Origin of the sequence: Gordonibacter sp. An230 (genome assembly GCF_002159915.1) — a bacterium.
Lineage (GTDB): Bacteria > Actinomycetota > Coriobacteriia > Coriobacteriales > Eggerthellaceae > Rubneribacter.
The window spans coordinates 42159-58437 of the sequence record NZ_NFJP01000007.1; the positions used below are offsets into that span (position 1 = coordinate 42159).

A 16279-nucleotide genomic window follows, 5' to 3' on the forward strand; every position below is an offset into this window, starting at 1 on the left:
AACTCGTCAGAGATCCCCTGGCGATCCTCCATGCGCCATGGCTGCGCAACCAATACGCACGTCACACCACGAAAGGCACCCCCATTGAACCATAAGCAGAATCGGCCAGATCCCTTGTTTGACATATTATCATATTGAACTAGTTCAATGCAATTAAATGAATTGTTCTATATGAGGGATAATCTACGCGGGCGACGGCGCAGCCGATACGCAGAAGGCGCTCGACAAGCGAGCGCCTTCTCGTGACGAACGGCGGGAATGAGACGATATGCCCCCGTCCCTTTGCCTCACTCCCCCTTGAACAGCTTGCTCACGTCGAAGCCGTCAGCCAGGCTGCTGGGCGCCAGCAGCACGCCCTTGCCGTCCTTCGCGCCCTCATAGGCCAGGTTCATCGCGCGCAGCTGCATGGCCTTGGGGTTCTTGTCGTACACCTCGGCCGCCTCGACGAACATCTCGGAGATGTCCTTCTCCACCTCGGCCAGGATGACGCGCGCGTTGCGCTCGCGCTCCGCCTGGGCCTCCTTCGACAGCGCGTCCTGCAGCTCGCGCGGCACCTTGATGTCGCGGATCTCCACGCTCATCACCGTGATCCCCCACTGCTCGCACTTCGCGCCCATCACCTCTTGCAGCTCGCGGTCGATCTGCTTGCGCCTTAGCGACAGGTCGGCCAGGTTCAGCTGCCCGATGGCGTCGCGCATGGCCGTCTGCGCCGACCACAGCACGGCCTTCGGGTAGTTCTCCACCTCCAGGCACGCCTTCTCGGCATCCCACACCATCCAGAAGAGGATCGCGTCCACATCCACCGGCACGAGGTCGGCCGTGAGCGCGGCCTCAGCGGAGAACGACGAGGTCATCGTGCGATGATCGATATGGATGGCGGTGTACTCCGCGAACGGGACGAGCACGTAGAGCCCCGGCCCCGCGACGCGATGGAATCGCCCGAACCGCAGCACGGCCACGCGCTCCCATTGCGGCGCGACGCGGATGCAGCTCGCGCACAGCAATCCCGCCGCAGCCGCCGCGACCACGGTGCCCGCCGACAGCCACGGCAGCGTGGCCGCGAACACGACGCCGAACCCCAGCGCGAACACCACGAGCGCGAACAGGTACACGCCCGCCCGCGTCGCCTCGTTCGGCTCGAGTTCGGTGGACGCCACCGAGCGCCGCTCGTCGTCCTTCGCCTTCGACACCTTGGTCTTCTCGCTTCTCAGGCTGAACTTCATACCCTACCCTTCCAACGCTTCCAAGCGCCGCTCGACCAGCTTGGCGATGTCCGCCCTGGGCACGCCGAGCTCGCGGCACTGCTGGATGAACACGTCGGCCAAGGACTCGACGGCGTTGTCGGCCGTCTCCTCGGCACTTTTGTACCTGTCGTGCACGAACGTCCCGCGGCCCCGCTTCGAGACGATGTAGCCGTCCCGCTCGATGTCCTGGTACACCTTGCTCACCGTGTTGTAGTTGATCCCCAGATCGACCGCCATCTCGCGCACGGTGGGCAGCTTGTCGCCCGTTCGGTAATGCCCCGAGGTGATCAGGTAGATCAGGCGGTTGCGCAGCTGCAGCCAAATGGGGATGCCGCTGTCGTCGTCGATGGTGATCTGCATGGTTTTGCTTTCGGTAGTCACGCTATCCTGCAATCATGTCGTCCGAACCCGTATCTGCGTTGCGCGCTCATCATACCGCACTGAGCACGAGCGGCGAAAAGCTCGCCGCGGCCACGATGCAATACCTCAGAAGAAGTCCACCGACCAGCACGCCGAGCGATGCGGCCAACATGGCAGCGCGCCCGGGAAGCGCCCGCTCGAACGCATGCGCGGCCAGCGGCAGGGCGAGCCCCGTCGCGACCACGCCGCCCCAGAACATCGGGGCGAGCCGACCTTCGAGCAGCAGTTCGCACGAGGCGCGCGCCGAGTCCGTGAACCCGCTCTGCACGACGACGAACGCCGCGAGCACCGCGGCCTCGACGCAGCCGAGCGCCGCACCCGCCTTCCACAGCCCTCGCGAAACCTCGTACGACGGCGGCGCGAGGGCCGCGTCGAGCGCCACGATGACCGCGACGCCGCACGACAGAGACGACGCGACGAACAGCGCGACGAGCCACGGCGTGCGCCAGAAGTCGATCGACACCATGTCCGACAGCAACAGCCCCGTGTAGCCCATCACGCCGAGCGCGCAGGGAGCCCCGACGACGCAGCACGTCCATAAAAGCGCGCGCGGGACCGAGCCGAGCGCCGCGCTTGCCGCCACGGCGCACGACGCCGCGGCCAGCAGCGCCACGAGCCATGCGCCTGCCGACATCACCGACTGGAACGGCGAGAGGACGACGAGCCATGCGCGCTGGGCGTTGCCTAGGTCGAGCAGTAGGAAGAGCGCCGCGAGCACCACGAGGCAGGGCGCGGCGTAGAACCCCGCCTGACAGGTGCGCAGCATCCGCTCGCTCGCATCGCTGCGGACCGCGGCGTCCCACATGCTCGCGCAGGAGGCCGCGAAGAACGCGCCGGCGCCCGCCCCCGCCAAAAACAGGTACGCCACGATGTACCAGCCGAACACCACCGCACTCCCCTTTGACGCGACGATTTTCACGCTGCTGCCAGTATAGCATCTATGTCATAGAATATTAGTACAAGTTATGAAGAAAGCGATGCGCCGAGCGCGAGCCAGTCGAGATGGGAAGCCGTAGACTTATGCGCTCTTCGCAGGATGTCAAGCGAGCTTTTCCTGATCCCAAGAGGACATCGAACGAGAAAGGCGCAACTAGCGATTCCAGCAATCGCCGAGCGATCGCAGCTAGCGAACGCACGCCACGAGCACTTCGCGGTTTCGAAGCGGTCTCGACGATGCAGCGATACGAAGATCGAGGACCTTGAGGCTATTGCCGCCGAGAGCCTTCGACCGCAACCTCACCTTGCCAACCCGCCGCTTAGCCGCCCAAGTGCTCCCGTTAGGCCCAGAACCGCTCCCCCTCTCTGCGAAAAAACCCTTCAGAGACCAGATCGTCCACGATGGAGCGGAACGTATCGCCGTCCACGCCGTCGCGACCAGCGGCCCGCTCGAAGGCATCGAGACGCCGCGCCAGCTCATCTTGGCCGATGCCAGGCTCGGCGAGCACAACGCGCACGAGCTCAGCGCGCTTCTGGCGCCGCGAGCCCTCGAAGACGCTCTGCCGCGCGTGGTGCGCGCTTCTGCGCGAAGGATTCGCCATGACGGTCTTCAGATGTGCTCCGTAATCGAGAAGGGCATAGTACCAAGCCCGCGCCCCGTTCTCGGGGCACGTGGCCTCTACGAGCGGCACGAGCTCCTTGTCCGTCACGCCTTCGCATCCTGGAAACAGCTCGTGCAAGAACACCGCGCGCACGTTTGTCTCAAGGTACACGCCCGGCTTATCGAAGGCGAACGCCATGACGCCCGCCGCGGTGGCGGGTCCGATGCCCGGCAGCTTCACCAACTCCTCAGCCGTCTCAGGCAGCCTCCCCCCTCGAGAGGCCGCGCACGTCTCGCAAGAGCGTTTGAGCGCGAGAGCGCGACGGTTGTAGCCGAGCCCTTGCCATTGGGCGAGCACGTCCGACGTCGAGGCCGCCGCGAGGGCGTCAACCGTGGGAAACATCGCCATCCAGCGGCTCCAGTGCTTGAGCACGCGAGCCACCTGCGTCTGCTGTAGCATGACCTCGGACACGAGCACGGCGTAAGGATCGTCGACGTTGCGCCATGGCAGATCGCGATACAAGCGCCTTCCCTCCGAACGCACCTTCTCTTCGAAGGCTTTGCGCGGCGGCACGCCCGAAGGCCATGCGAGAGGGCGGGCGTCGTCTAGGCGCACGGATCGCAGACGTCCTTGCGCGCCGCCGACGCACGGGCTTTGCCCCTTGCAACGTCAAGGGCTGCGCAGATCGGGCGATGCCCCTCGGGAGCCCTGGCCATGGCCGCCTCCACCACGGGATGCGACGCCCCTTGATCGATGAGCTCTTTAAGGGTTATGGACGAGAAGTACTCATTGAGCAAGGCGTCAGCACCCTGCCATAGCTTGTTGTAGGCGCAGCTCTCCTGCTTTGCGCAAAAGCCGGGGTCGACAGAGCACAATGCGACGCTCACCGGCCCCTGCACCGCCTCGAGCACATCGAGCAGGGTGGTTTTTGTCGGATCGCAGTTGAGCGCAAGTCCTCCTCGGGCGCCGCGTACCGTTTTGATGAGGCCACCCTTCACCAGATCGTGCTGGATGCTGCGTGCGAAGGCGTAAGGTATATCCTCGACCTCGGCGATGTCCGATACGGACACATAGGAATCGCCGTTGCGATAAGCGGCTCGAAGGATCCGGCAGGCGTAATCGCAGCGTCGCGTGATATCCATCGGTTAGCTCTCCTCCTTTTTCAAAAGATCGTCCACATGTTCAAGCTCGCGACGAAACCCGCTCACGACGGCCTCTTCGAGCGCACGGTACTCGTCGGAATCAAGCGGCTGGTAAGCCGCCAGCTTGTCGAACAGGTTGTCGGCCGTCACCGGCACGTAGCGGCGCGATACGAGGCTGGCCTTATAGGCTTCCTCTATGGCTTCGCGCGCAGCCATGTACATGTCATAGCGAGGCATTTGCGCCGAATAGCGCACGAGAACCGCGCGGTCGACTCCTCGGACGGAAGGATGATCGCGGGCGATCTCCATCCAGATGTCGGCCCGCTCGGACTCGCTAGGATAGTCGATATCGATGAACGACAGGGGCTCGAGCAGCTCATAGAAAAACGGATCGATTTCACTTGACTCCGCTGCGGAAGCCAACACGTGCACGTCGGGGTTCTCCACCGCCGAGCGGATCAAGCCGATAGCCTCGCGCGCACCACGGGATAGACTAGCCATGAGAAATCCGCCGAGGTCGTCGGCGGCGACGTCGACGAGGGGCGACACCCACAGATCGATATCCTCGAGAACGAGCACGCCCGCGCCTTCGAAGGCCGTGCGGGACGCGTTGAGTCGAGGCTGGCGATCAGCTTGCGCCATGACGCACAAAACCGGCACGCCCTGAAGGTTCTCCTCCATGCGCATGCGAATGGCCGGCAGACCGAGCTCGCCAAGCGTGGCGGCAACGAAGCGGTTCGCGTCCTCGCGCGCCGGCGAACGGAATAGAAGCGCGTCGGAAGCCGGCATCCGATCAAGCCCATGGCGGTCGTTGAGCATGCTGACGAGCTCCTGGAAGCGCTCGTCATGCTGCATGCCAACACCGAAGTCGCGCATGAGGGCCACCGTCTCGTCGTAACCGACGAGATCTTTGTACGATATGGTCTCCATCGCAGGCGCAGTCGACCGGAGACCGGCCATGGCGTCAGCTTCGCGCGGGATGGTTCTGCGAGCGCCGGGATCGGAAGGACGCGCGGAATCGGCAGCCTCGCCAACCAACGAGGATCCGGCATCTGCCGACGCCGCATCCTCGGCAACAGCGGGCTTCGCATCCGCCTCGGACGATCCGTCTTTCCCGCCGGGCGGGCGCTTCGCCTCCGCAGGGCGCCCCAAAGCCGTTACATGCTCAACGCGCATGAGACGAGCCCCGCCAGCTCCTAGGAAGTCCTGGGAGATCATGTCGGTCATGTCCTCGAGATCTTCGCGCGAAAGCCCGAACTCCTCGAGCTTGTCGAGCGCAAGGCTCTGCAGTTGGTCGGCGCAAGCGGCCACCTCCTCCTGCGTGAGGTACGGCTCGAGCCGCTCGAAGGCGTATTCGGCAATGGAGCGCTCTTTGAGAGTGCACGCGAGACTCCACGCCTGTTTGAGGCCTGCAAGCGCGTCCTCGTCCGGCGGCGTGCCGTCGCTGTGCTGGGCTCTCTCGAACGCCGCCAAGTACAGATGCATGCCAAGCACAGCGTCGCCCGATGCGCACGCAGCGGCAGCGCGGCGCAAATACTCGTCAGACGAGTTCGCCTGCCCGTCATTGTGGCTGGGCGAGTTGTTCGCGTCGTTCTCAAACATGGACCCAACCTCCTTCGTCATGGGAAATGTCCTTGCCTCGAGTACAATTTGCCTATGAGCAAGTCCCATTTTAGCGGAGAAGCCGACAAAGAGAGCGACGCACCGCAAAAATCCCAAAACGTAGGAAAACCGAAGCCCCATCGCCCTCCGCGCGGACCCGTTCGCCTGCCGGAGCATCGGTTCCTCGCCCGCTTGCGCAAAACGCCGCGGCAAGCTCGCAGACGAGCCGAAAACGCACGATGCTACCAGTCGAGCACGTCCCATCCCCGCGCCCGCGCCGTGCGGGAAAGAGGGCGATCAGGCGAAACGGCATGAGCATGCTCGGCCGCAGAGAGCACGGCGCGATCGGAGTGATGGTCGCCGTAGGCATGGGCGAGTCGCCATCCCCCCGGGCCGAAGCGAGCGTCACCAAAGCGCTGGACGGCGGCGAGCTTCTCCTCCCCCTCCACGGGAAGCCCATCCACCTGACGCGTGTAGGTGCCGTCGGGAGCCACCCGCATACGCGTTGATATCTGGTTCTCGAAAGGATGATGCTCCCGCGCACGCAAGATGATAGGCTCGAACGTGGCCGATATCACCACGACAACGTCGCCGGCCGCAGCGTGCGCTCGCATGGCCGCATCGGCTTCAGGCCGAAACAGCGGCGCTACGCGCTCATCGTAGAACCTCGCCAGGAACGCATCCACTTCGCAGGCAGGCTTGCCCTCAAACGCGGTGAACACAAGGCCGCGCACCCAGCTCTCGTTCTGCGGAAGGCGGAACTTGTAGGCCGCCGCCCACAAGAGGATGCGCGCGAGAACGCGCTTTTTGAGCATCTTCTTGCTCATGAGGTAGGACACGAGCAGAACCGGCGAGTTACCGTCGATGCTCGTTCCATCGAAGTCGAACACGGCGAGCCGCGCCGGCTCGCCCGGCGCGGCCTCTTCGCGCTCGCTCGTCAATCCGGTCCCCGTCTGGGACATGCGCCGCCACCCCATCCTGTTCGAACGGAAAGGCGGCGCCTGAACGACGCTAGCCTTCCGTCCCGTCCATCGTCTCTGCGAACTGTGAATTATACAGCTCCGCATAGAAACCGCCAAGCGCGAGCAGTTCCTCGTGCGTGCCCTGCTCCACGATGTCGCCGTCGCGGATGACGAGGATGAGGTCCGCATTTCTGATGGTGGACAGGCGGTGCGCGATGACGAACGAGGTGCGCCCGGCCATGAGGTTGTCCATGGCCTTCTGGATACGCTCCTCGGTGCGCGTGTCCACCGAGCTCGTGGCCTCGTCGAGGATGAGCATGCGGCGGTCGGCCAAGATGGCGCGCGCGATGGTGAGCAGCTGGCGTTGACCTTGGCTGATGTTGCTCGCGTCCTCGTTGATCTCGGTATCGAAGCCTTGCGGAAGCGTCTGGATGAAGTGGTGCGCATAGGCCGCCTTCGCCGCCTCCTCCACCTCCTCGTCGGTGGCGTCCAGCTTGCCGTAGCGGATGTTGTCGCGGATGGTGCCGTGGAAGAGCCACGTGTCCTGCAGCACCATGCCGAACATCGAGCGCAGGTCGTCGCGCGCGAAGTCGCGGATGTCGTGGCCGCCTATCTTGATCGAGCCCGACTGCACGTCGTAGAACCGCATGAGCAGCTTCACCATCGTGGTCTTGCCGGCACCGGTGGGGCCCACGAGCGCCACGGTCTGGCCCTCGGTCACGCGCGCGGAGAAATCTTTGATGACGGGCTTGGCCGGATCGTAGCCGAAGTGCACATGGTCGAACGCCACCTCGCACTCCACCTGCGACGACGTGATCGTCGCGTGGTCCGGCTCCTCCTCGGGCTCGTCCAAAAACTCGAAGATGCGCTCGGCGGCGGCGGCCATCTGCTGCAACACGTTCGACACCTGCGTGAGCTGCGTGATGGGCTGCGTGAAGTTCTTCACGTACTGGATGAACGCCTGGATGTCTCCAACCGTGATGGTCCCTTGCACGGCCAAAAAGCTGCCCGTGACAGCCACGGCAACATATCCTAGGTTGCCCACAAAGTTCATGATGGGCTGCATGAGGCCGGACACGAACTGCGACTTCCACGCCGATTCATAGAGACGCGCGTTCGTTTCTCCGAAGCGCTCGACCGTATCGTCTTCCCGGTTGAACGCGCGCACGACGGCATGACCCGAGAACGTTTCCTCCACAAGGCCGTTGATCTCGCCGAGCGTGTTTTGCTGCGCCAAAAAGAACTTCTGCGAGCGTTTCACCACCACCGCGATGAGCGCAAAGGAGATCGGCAGGATGACCACGGTCACAAGGGTCATGAGAGGGTTGATGGACAGCATCATGGCGAGCACGCCAACGATGGTAACCGTGGACGTAACAAGCTGCGTCACGCCTTGGTTGAGGCTCTGCCCGAGCGTGTCCACATCGTTAGTGATGCGGGAGAGCACGTCCCCTGTGCTCGCACGCTCGAAGTAGCCCATGGGCATGCGGTCTATCTTCTCGGCGATGCTCTTTCTCAGCTCGTAGCATGTGCGCTGCGACACCGAGGACATCACCCAACCCTGCACGAACGAGCAGGCCGCCGACAGCAGGTACAGCCCGAGTGCGAACAGGAGAATCCGCGCGATCGAGTCGAAGTCGATGCCGCCCGTCCCTCCGATCTTCGCCACGATTCCGTTGAACAGCTCCGTCGTCGCCGTGGACAGCACTTTCGGCCCCACGATCAAAAACACCGTTGAGCCGACGGCGAACGCGAGCACCACCGCGACCGACGTCTTGAAACGGCCCATGAAGGCGATCATCTTCTTGAGCGTGCCCTTGAAGTCCTTGGCCTTCTCGCCAGGCATCATGCCATGCCCGGGTCCGTGGCCACCCATGGGGCCGCGGCGCGGTGGGCGGCGCGCGGCCACCTCGTTCTCCTGAGCGCTCATGCCGCATCACCCCCGTTCAGCTCAGCCTCGGACAGCTGGGACATCGCGATCTCCCGATATTCCTCGCACGTTTCCATAAGCTCCCCATGCGTTCCCTGGCCGACGACGCGTCCCTCGTCAAGCACGACGATCTTGTCGGCGTGCAGCACGGTCGAAATGCGCTGCGCCACGATGACAACGGTCTTGTCGGAGAGGCGCGCATGGAGTTCGCGGCGCAAGGCAGCGTCGGTCTTGTAATCGAGCGCCGAGAAGCTGTCGTCGAACAGGTACGCGCGCGCATCCGTCGCCAGTGCGCGCGCGATGGCAAGACGCTGGCGTTGGCCGCCCGAGACGTTCGTGCCGCCCTGCGACACCGGAGAGGCGAGCCCCTCCTCCTTCGAAGCTACGAGCTCGGAGGCCTGCGCGATGTCGACGGCTTCCTCGACGCGTTCCCGCGGCATGCCCTCGTCCGCGTACGCCACGTTCGACTCGATGGTCCCGCTGAATAGGAACGACTTCTGCGGCACGTAGCCCAGCTGTCCGCGCAGCGCGCCCTGCGTCACCTCGCGCACGTCCACGCCGTCGATGGTGATCGAACCGCACGTCACATCGTAGAACCGCTCGATGAGCTTCACCACCGTTGACTTTCCCGAGCCGGTTGAGCCGATGATGGCCGTGGTCTTTCCTGGCTCAGCTGTGAAGTCGACGTGCTCGAGCACGCATTCCTTGGAGCCCGCGTACCTGAAGCTCACGTCGTGAAAGGCGATTGCCGCTCCACCCGTGCATGCGGCAAGCTCGGCGTCACGCGCTCGGGTGGGATCGGGATCGCAGATCGAAGGCCTCGCCGCCAAGACCTCGTTCACACGCTGCGCGGCCACATCGGCGCGCGGCAGCATGATGGAGATCATGCCGATCACGAGAAAGCCCATGATGATGACCATAGAGTAGGTGATGAACGCGATGAGGTCTCCGGTCTGGATGGCCCCCGAATCGATGTAGCGACCGCCCACCCACACGATGAGGACCGACACGCCGTTCATAACGAGCATCATGAGTGGCATCATGAACGTCATGACGCGGTTCGTGAACAGCTGCGTCCTCATAAGGCTTGCGTTCGCCTCGTCGAAACGAGCCTCCTCGCGAGATTGCCGGTCGAACGCCCTGATGACGGGCAGGCCGTTCAGCATCTCGCGCGACACGAGGTTCACCCGATCGATGAGTTTCTGCACGATCTTGAACTTGGGCATGGCGACCTTCATGAGCACGGCGATGATCACGCCGAGCACCGCAACGGCCAGCGCGATAACCCAGCTCATGGACAAGTTGGTGCGCGACACCATGATGATGCCGCCGATGGCAAGTATGGGCGCGTAGAGCACCATGCGCAACAGCATGACCACGACCATCTGGATGAGCTGGACGTCGTTGGTGCCGCGCGTGATGAGGGAGGCTGCGGAAAACCCCTGCACTTCGGCATCGGAGAACGACACCACCCGCCTGAATAGCTTGGCGCGCAGTCCAGCACCTACTTTCGCGGCCGTGCGCGCGGCGATGAGGCCCACGAGCACCGAAACGGCCATGCCGAGCGCCGCGAGGCCGAGCATGGTCAAACCAACGTGGAAGAGGTAGGACATCTGCATATCCGACATGTTGTAGCCGAGCTGCTCGTACTCCGCGCGGGCTGCGGAGATCGCTTGCTGCTCCACGATGGAGCCGCCTCCGGCGCCCAGCTTATCCCTCGCCTCCGCGAGCATGTCGACAATCTGGCCCTTCGAGACCGCTCCGGCCTGATAGGCCTGCAATGCCTGATCGAGATCGATATCGGGCACCTGTTGGGAAAAATGGACGGCTACTAGCGGCAGCGCCATCATCGCATCGAGAGCATCAACCTCTTTTCGACCCTGATCGTTGAGACGGTAGGTGCCCTCGGGGGTTTCATCGTAGGCGTCCCGAAAAGTTCGCTCATCGGCCTCGGGCAGCATCATGGCGACAAGATCGTGGGTGCGGGTCGACATCTCGTCGACGGCGGCATGCTCGACGCCCGATTGCTGAATGCCCACGTCAACGATCTTCGACGTATAGTTAGGAAGCGCCAAATCGGTTGCCGCCTGCACCACGAGCAGGCACACGACGAGCGCCACTGCCAGCTTGCAGTCTTTGAGGTAGCGTATTATGCGCACGCGCCGTCCCCCTCCTTCCCATCGTGGAAATCGGCCACCTTGCGAAGTATGCGCACAAGGCAACGCACATCTTCCTCGCCAACATAAGCCATGACCTCGCCCATGTGCTCGCTGTACAGCCTCCTCACCTCGGCGGCAAGCCGCTCGCCTTCGGGCGTGAGGGCGACGGCGACGCCTCGCCAGTCTCCGGCCGCCCGGTGTCGCTCGATGAACCCTTTCCCTTCAAGCGACCTGAACGTCTGGGACAGAGCGCTTGGCGCGATGTGAGAGAGCTCAGCGATACGGCCGGGACGCGTTTCGCCTGCGCGGTGCGCTTCGGCCACGGCAAGCGCCGTTCGAGCCTCGAGGGGCGTCACCCCCTCGGGAATCGGAAGCGCGACGCGAGAGCCCCTCATGCGCTGCATGAGGTCGTACAGCTCGTGTTTGAGTTCTGCGAACGAATCCTCCATACCTCTCTCCTTTTCCACTTGCGACCGGCGCGTCCCGCATCCGTCCGCACTTCTCGCCTTGCCCTTGCTCCCACGTGATCGTCTGCGTCGTCCACGCCATTCGCGTTCGATTGCGACAAGCTCGTCGGCTTTCGCCCTGACGAGCGTTGCACAACCCGCAACGGTCGGAGCCGCGGAGGGCGTCGACACGGACGAGAAGCGCTCGCGCAAGGACGATTCCTCCAAAATCCAACAATAACAGAACTTATAATTTAGTTTATAAAATGTTTTATTAATCACAGAACTTTCTCAAGCGCCAATCGAAGGCTCGCAAAAAACCATGAGTCGAGAAAGGCCAGTCATCGCGTCGTAAAAAAAAGGGGGGGGGTCGAAGCGCCGCATTCCTGCGTCATAAGCTCGGAAGGCGCATTCGCCCTCGAAAACGGAAGCAAGATGGAAACCCCTCTCGATGTCTTTCTCGCAATCCGCATCGCCTCTAGAAACCACGCTTGGGTCGGCATAATGGTCGCAGATAGGGAGATACCGGAATGCCTCGCGCCCTGTCAGGCGGTTTTCGTCAAAAAGCATCCGAGCTTTCCGCATCCACGACCATGGGAGGCGGATGATCGCAGCCGCGCTCCATGCTCCAACTCGAGGCTTTGCGCAGCAGCGGCTCGCGGCGCAACGCGAAGATCGGAAGGAGCGCACAGCATTCATCGTTTTTCTTCAAAATAAGTATTGCGCGCTCGCGCGACACCCGGTAGAATAATCCGCGCTGCTGAAGCATGGGGTGTTAGCTCAGTTGGTTAGAGCGCCGGCCTGTCACGTCGGAGGTCGCGAGTTCGAGTCTCGTACATCCCGCCATCGAAAAGCCTAGCCCGCCGTATGGCGGGCTTTTTCGTTGATCAGACGACCGCGGACGAAGCGTTATGCCGCCCGAATCGGCTTTAGAGCGGCACCGCGCGTCTTCGGCTATGAGGGATCGTCCGACGACCTTCCGCCCCCCTCCCCTGCACCGAAATCACTCTGCGCGCGAAGCCTGGGAGATGCGCGTCACGGAAAGCGCACGCAACGGCGCCGTCGGAGCATCGCCTTCGACGGACGAAGGAGATGCGTTCTCCACGAACAAGAGCAACGGCAGATCGTCCGCCTCGTCAAGGCAGGCGCGCAGAAGCACGTCCGGGCGCAGGCTTCCCGTGGGCTTCGACTCGAGCGAGAACGTGAGCACCGCTCCGGAGAGCTCAGGCTCGCCGACAAGGAACTCCGCGACGGAAAGCTCCTTCTCCTTTCTCTTGCGCACCACCGTCACGGTCTCTGGCACGGACAGCGCGCGGACGGCGCGCGAAAGAAGAGCGCGGTACGTGCTCAGAGGATAGGCCGCCGACGCCGCGGGCGCATGCGGTTCTATGTAGGCGCACGACTTCACCATGAGGTCGGGCACGCTCGCTTTTTGAAGCGCTTCGAGAACCGTTTCGGGAGGGACGTAGCGCGTCATCTGCAAATCGAAGAGCTCGCCGGTTCCCCCGACACCCACGGGAAGCGCCGATCCGAAGGATATTTTCATATGAGGAGAGAAGCCCCGGCTCACCGCAAACGGCAGCCCTGCGCGGCGCACGGCGCGCTCGAGAGCGCGAGCCACTTCGAGATGGGACAACAACGCGAGGCGTCCCTGCTTGCAGAACGTCGCACGCAGGCGGAACAGGCTCGGATCAGGCATGCGAGACCTCCTTTCCAAAGTCTTCGCGCCTCGCGGATCCCTCCGGCTCCACAGCCTCGCCGCCGCAGCCGGGATAGCGGAAAAGGTCCGCGTCCGTGCCGGGTGCGACCTGATCGGCATTCCCTTTCGCGTTCGGACCAGCGGCCACCCGGGGCCGCGCAAGCTCGTTGTCGACGCCGAGCGCAGGGCACGCACCGCACGCGGAGCAGCGCTCGAACGTGCAGTCCGGCGTGGTGCTCCCTTCCCCCGCCAGCTTCCGCTCGCGCGCGAGCCAGCGCGTCGACACGCCAGTGGAAATGTGCGCCCACGGCATCACGCGCTCAACCGGATAGGCCGTCTGCGCGATGGCCTCCGGATCGATGCCCGTCTCGGCGGCCGCCTGCCGCCACGCCTCCTCGTCGAAGCACTCCGTCCATGCGTCAAAGCGCGCACCGCGACGCCATGCGGCCTCCACCCACGCGGCCGCCTCGCGCCCCGCGCGGCTCATCACGGCCTCCACGAAGCTTGTGGCAGGATCGTGCCAATGCACGTCCACCGCCTTGTACTTCACCGAGCGACGCAGCAGGTTCACACGACGAAGGGCCTCTTCGGGTGGGATCTGCCCGTCCCATTGAAACGGCGTCTGCGCCTTCGGCACGAACAGCGCGCACGACACGCTCACACGCACGCTGCCGCGCTGCTCGGGCGCCACGGCGGCCTTCGCGCGATCGTAGGCGCGCTGCGCGAGGCTCGCGATGCCCTTGACATCGTCATCTGTCTCGGTGGGAAGCCCTATCATGAAATACAGTTTGCAGCGACGCCACCCGGCGGCAAACGCTGCGTCGATGGCGCCGAACAGGTCGTCCTCGGTGACGTTTTTGTTGATGACGTCGCGCAGCCGTTGCGTACCGGCCTCGGGGGCGAACGTGAGGCCTCCCTTCTTCTGTCCGGCCACAAGGCCAGCCATTTCCACCCCGAACGCGTCGAGGCGCTGCGAGGGCACCGAGATGCGAATGCCCTTGCCCTCGCAGGCGCGGTTCAGGCGCGCAAGTATCTCGGCGATCTGCGAATGGTCGGTCGACGAGAGCGAGGTGAGACTCACCTCGTCGTAGCCCGTCTCGGCGAGGCCGCGCAACACGGATTCCACCACGTTGTCGGCCGAGCGCTCGCGCACGGGACGGTACATCATGCCCGCTTGGCAGAAGCGGCAGCCCCGCGCGCACCCGCGCAACACCTCCACGTTCAGCCTATCGTGCACCACCTCGGTGAACGGCACGATGCACGGTTCCCATCCGCTGCTTCGCGAGAATCCTTCGAACAGGCGCTTCTCGATGCACGCAGGAACGCCCTCCTCGGCCGGCACCGCCCATGTTCCCGCACGCTGAGCCTCGTCCTCGGAGAGCCAGCGGTAGAGCCCGGGCACGTACCAGCCCTTCTCGCGCGAAAGCGCCAGCAAGACGTCGGCGCGGCAAGCCCCTTCGGCACGCATCCGCCTGATGAGCGCGAGGCCTTCCGGTACGGCCTCCTCCCCCTCTCCGATGGACAGCGCGTCGAAGAAAGGGGCGTACGGCTCGGGATTGAACGCGCACGGGCCTCCGCCCAGAACGAGAGGATCGTTCTCGGCACGCGCATCCGCATGCAGCGGGATGCCCGCCAGATCGAGCGTCTCGAGCACGTTCGTGGCCGCCAGCTCATGCGGCAGCGTGATCCCCACCGCATCGAACTCGCGCACAGGCGCGCAGCTTTCGATGGAGAACAGCGGGATGCCTTCTGCGCGCAGCGTGTCGCAGAAGGCAGGAGCGGGCAAAAACGCGCGCTCAGCTGCCATGCCGTCTTGGGCGTTCACCGCGTTCACGAGGATGCGCAGCGCCTGGTTCGCCTGCCCCAGCTCGTAGGTGTCGGGATACACCATGCAGAAGCGGAAGGACGCATCGGGCTTGCGCACGCAACCGCACTCGTGGTTGAGGTAACGCGCAGGACGCTCCGCTTCGGACAGCAGAGGCTCGAGGCGCGGCCAGAGATCGGTCATCGGAAGGCTTCCCCTTTCTCGAAGCGAAAACGAGGCGACGCGACGGCTAGCGACGCCCTCTTACGAGGCGCGACGCAGCCGCCCGGCGCATGCCTCCCGCGACCCGCACCGCGCAGTCACGCGCATGCACAGCCGCAGCTGCGCCCGCATCCTGCGCTTTGGCCGTCACTCGGGAAGCGGCCGCCTGCACCGCCCGATCGCGCGCCCTCGCCACCGCGTCGACGAGGCGACCAGCCGTCACCCCGCCCTCATAGTACTCGATGGCCGCGCGTCCCATGGCCTGAGTCCCCGTGTACCCGATGGCGGCCTTTACGGCCCAGCCGAGGGCAGGGACAAATGCCACGAGCTGGCGTGCGACGGCTCTACATGCAAAAGCGCCTCCCACAAGCGCCGCAAGCTCCTTCACACGCGCAAGGCCAAGCTCCTCGCCATAGGCAGCCGCTATCTGCAGCAGCATTTTCGCCTGATTGAGCGTCATGACGGGCAGATCGGCCCCGGGAATGATGACGAGCAGCCCCACGCCTGCGTTTTGCAGAGCCGTGGCGTTCACGGCTTCGAGCGCGAGCGGCTTGCGAACGAACGGAAACGCGAGCGCGAACGCGAGACGCTTGTCCGCGCATGCGTCTATCACCCAATCCCCCATGCGCTCGGAGAGGGATGCGGCCGCGAAGGCGTCGAGCGCATAGGGCTCGGCGCCGAGATCCCCATCGTCGGCTGCCACGGCGGGAAGATCGCGTGGCGCTTTCGGCGCGACGAGATCCCCGCAGGGGATGGCGTGTCCGGACGCCTGGGCGATGTCGGACACAAGCTCGGGCAGCGTGGTCGCCACCATTACGGGCACGCCCGCCTCGCGCAGCCGTTTCGCGCACTCCCCCACCCGCTCGTCGAGGCCCGCCACGATCACGGCCATGTCGTCGCCCGCATAGGGCGCGAACGGTCGGCCTTCCAGATACATGAGCGACACGCGAGCGTGAGGGGACGCGCTGGCGAACGCCTGACGCACGTGAGCCTGCACGTCGCCGGGCGCGGTATCGTCCACGTACACGCTCACCGACAGCGGAGTCCGCCGTGCCTCGTCGATGCTGGCAGCCTCTTCGACAACTGCTTTGATGTCAACGGGTAGCTGCAT

At 64.2% G+C, this 16279-nt stretch carries 14 protein-coding genes and 1 tRNA gene; 1 reads left to right on the forward strand and 14 read right to left on the reverse strand.

The annotated features are described in order from the left end of the window. Positions 1-287: 287 nt before the first annotated feature. The 11 genes from B5F40_RS05120 to B5F40_RS05170 all read right to left on the reverse strand — a co-directional run bounded on the left by B5F40_RS05120 (position 288) and on the right by B5F40_RS05170 (position 12212). On the reverse strand, positions 288-1223 hold the full coding sequence (locus B5F40_RS05120; RefSeq protein ID WP_087193308.1) for a slipin family protein: 936 nt from the start codon (positions 1221-1223) through the stop codon (positions 288-290). Between the two features lie 3 nt (positions 1224-1226). Then, positions 1227-1625, reverse strand: coding sequence for a GntR family transcriptional regulator (locus B5F40_RS05125; protein ID WP_239442920.1), 399 nt, complete (start codon positions 1623-1625; stop codon positions 1227-1229). A gap of 49 nt (positions 1626-1674) precedes the next feature. Continuing rightward, positions 1675-2553: an NrfD/PsrC family molybdoenzyme membrane anchor subunit gene (gene nrfD, locus B5F40_RS05130; protein WP_162610901.1), complete on the reverse strand. Its 879-nt coding sequence runs from the start codon at positions 2551-2553 to the stop codon at positions 1675-1677. 388 nt (positions 2554-2941) lie between these two features. Beyond that, positions 2942-3817, reverse strand: a complete 876-nt coding sequence (locus B5F40_RS05135) for an adenine glycosylase (RefSeq protein ID WP_087193311.1) — start codon at positions 3815-3817, stop codon at positions 2942-2944. Beyond that, positions 3808-4344: an RrF2 family transcriptional regulator gene (locus B5F40_RS05140; protein WP_087193312.1), complete on the reverse strand. Its 537-nt coding sequence runs from the start codon at positions 4342-4344 to the stop codon at positions 3808-3810. Before B5F40_RS05140 ends, B5F40_RS05135 begins: the two co-directional genes overlap by 10 nt. Positions 4345-4347: 3 nt before the next feature. Then, a complete protein-coding gene (locus B5F40_RS05145; RefSeq protein ID WP_087193380.1) occupies positions 4348-5946 on the reverse strand; it encodes a ribonucleotide reductase subunit alpha in 1599 nt (532 codons plus the stop codon). Positions 5947-6188: 242 nt separating this feature from the next. Continuing rightward, positions 6189-6908 carry an HAD family hydrolase gene (locus tag B5F40_RS05150; RefSeq protein WP_087193313.1) on the reverse strand — a complete coding sequence of 240 codons (720 nt, stop codon included), beginning with the start codon at positions 6906-6908 and terminating at the stop codon, positions 6189-6191. A 49-nt stretch (positions 6909-6957) separates the two neighbouring features. Then, complete coding sequence (locus B5F40_RS05155) at positions 6958-8838, reverse strand: ABC transporter ATP-binding protein (protein ID WP_087193314.1); 1881 nt, start codon at positions 8836-8838, stop codon at positions 6958-6960. Beyond that, entirely contained in the window at positions 8835-10997 is a 2163-nt protein-coding gene (locus tag B5F40_RS05160) for an ABC transporter ATP-binding protein (protein ID WP_087193315.1), read from the reverse strand. Before B5F40_RS05160 ends, B5F40_RS05155 begins: the two co-directional genes overlap by 4 nt. Beyond that, positions 10988-11446 carry a MarR family winged helix-turn-helix transcriptional regulator gene (locus B5F40_RS05165; protein WP_087193316.1) on the reverse strand — a complete coding sequence of 153 codons (459 nt, stop codon included), beginning with the start codon at positions 11444-11446 and terminating at the stop codon, positions 10988-10990. The genes B5F40_RS05160 and B5F40_RS05165 overlap by 10 nt, the downstream gene beginning before the upstream one ends. 556 nt (positions 11447-12002) lie before the next feature. Beyond that, entirely contained in the window at positions 12003-12212 is a 210-nt protein-coding gene (locus B5F40_RS05170; RefSeq protein ID WP_087193317.1) for a hypothetical protein, read from the reverse strand. Here B5F40_RS05170 and B5F40_RS05175 point away from each other — a divergent pair. After that, positions 12213-12289, forward strand: a tRNA-Asp gene (locus B5F40_RS05175). It abuts the gene before it with no gap. A 157-nt stretch (positions 12290-12446) separates the two neighbouring features. On the opposite strand, the gene B5F40_RS05180 is transcribed toward B5F40_RS05175, so the two are convergent. The 3 genes from B5F40_RS05180 to B5F40_RS05190 are packed head-to-tail and all read right to left on the reverse strand — an operon-like array spanning position 12447 to position 16279. Further along, positions 12447-13142 carry a TIGR03936 family radical SAM-associated protein gene (locus tag B5F40_RS05180; protein WP_087193318.1) on the reverse strand — a complete coding sequence of 232 codons (696 nt, stop codon included), beginning with the start codon at positions 13140-13142 and terminating at the stop codon, positions 12447-12449. Further along, the gene (locus B5F40_RS05185) at positions 13135-15150 is read right to left on the reverse strand and encodes a TIGR03960 family B12-binding radical SAM protein (RefSeq protein ID WP_087193319.1); all 2016 of its coding nucleotides are present in this window, start codon (positions 15148-15150) and stop codon (positions 13135-13137) included. The genes B5F40_RS05180 and B5F40_RS05185 overlap by 8 nt, the downstream gene beginning before the upstream one ends. 46 nt (positions 15151-15196) lie before the next feature. Continuing rightward, positions 15197-16279 (reverse strand): hypothetical protein, encoded by a 1083-nt coding sequence (locus B5F40_RS05190; RefSeq protein WP_087193320.1) that lies wholly within the window; start codon positions 16277-16279, stop codon positions 15197-15199.

What these genes read in the sequence shown, in the direction of transcription:
- B5F40_RS05120 (WP_087193308.1), bottom strand. Translation starts at nt 1,223, where the DNA reads ATGAAGTTCAGCCTGAGAAGCGAGAAGACCAAGGTGTCGAAGGCGAAG.
- B5F40_RS05155 (WP_087193314.1), bottom strand. Translation starts at nt 8,838, where the DNA reads ATGAGCGCTCAGGAGAACGAGGTGGCCGCGCGCCGCCCACCGCGCCGC.
- B5F40_RS05145 (WP_087193380.1), bottom strand. Translation starts at nt 5,946, where the DNA reads ATGTTTGAGAACGACGCGAACAACTCGCCCAGCCACAATGACGGGCAG.
- B5F40_RS05140 (WP_087193312.1), bottom strand. Translation starts at nt 4,344, where the DNA reads ATGGATATCACGCGACGCTGCGATTACGCCTGCCGGATCCTTCGAGCC.
- B5F40_RS05190 (WP_087193320.1), bottom strand. Translation starts at nt 16,279, where the DNA reads ATGCAGCTACCCGTTGACATCAAAGCAGTTGTCGAAGAGGCTGCCAGC.
- B5F40_RS05150 (WP_087193313.1), bottom strand. Translation starts at nt 6,908, where the DNA reads ATGTCCCAGACGGGGACCGGATTGACGAGCGAGCGCGAAGAGGCCGCG.
- B5F40_RS05180 (WP_087193318.1), bottom strand. Translation starts at nt 13,142, where the DNA reads ATGCCTGATCCGAGCCTGTTCCGCCTGCGTGCGACGTTCTGCAAGCAG.
- B5F40_RS05165 (WP_087193316.1), bottom strand. Translation starts at nt 11,446, where the DNA reads ATGGAGGATTCGTTCGCAGAACTCAAACACGAGCTGTACGACCTCATG.
- B5F40_RS05185 (WP_087193319.1), bottom strand. Translation starts at nt 15,150, where the DNA reads ATGACCGATCTCTGGCCGCGCCTCGAGCCTCTGCTGTCCGAAGCGGAG.
- B5F40_RS05170 (WP_087193317.1), bottom strand. Translation starts at nt 12,212, where the DNA reads ATGCTTCAGCAGCGCGGATTATTCTACCGGGTGTCGCGCGAGCGCGCA.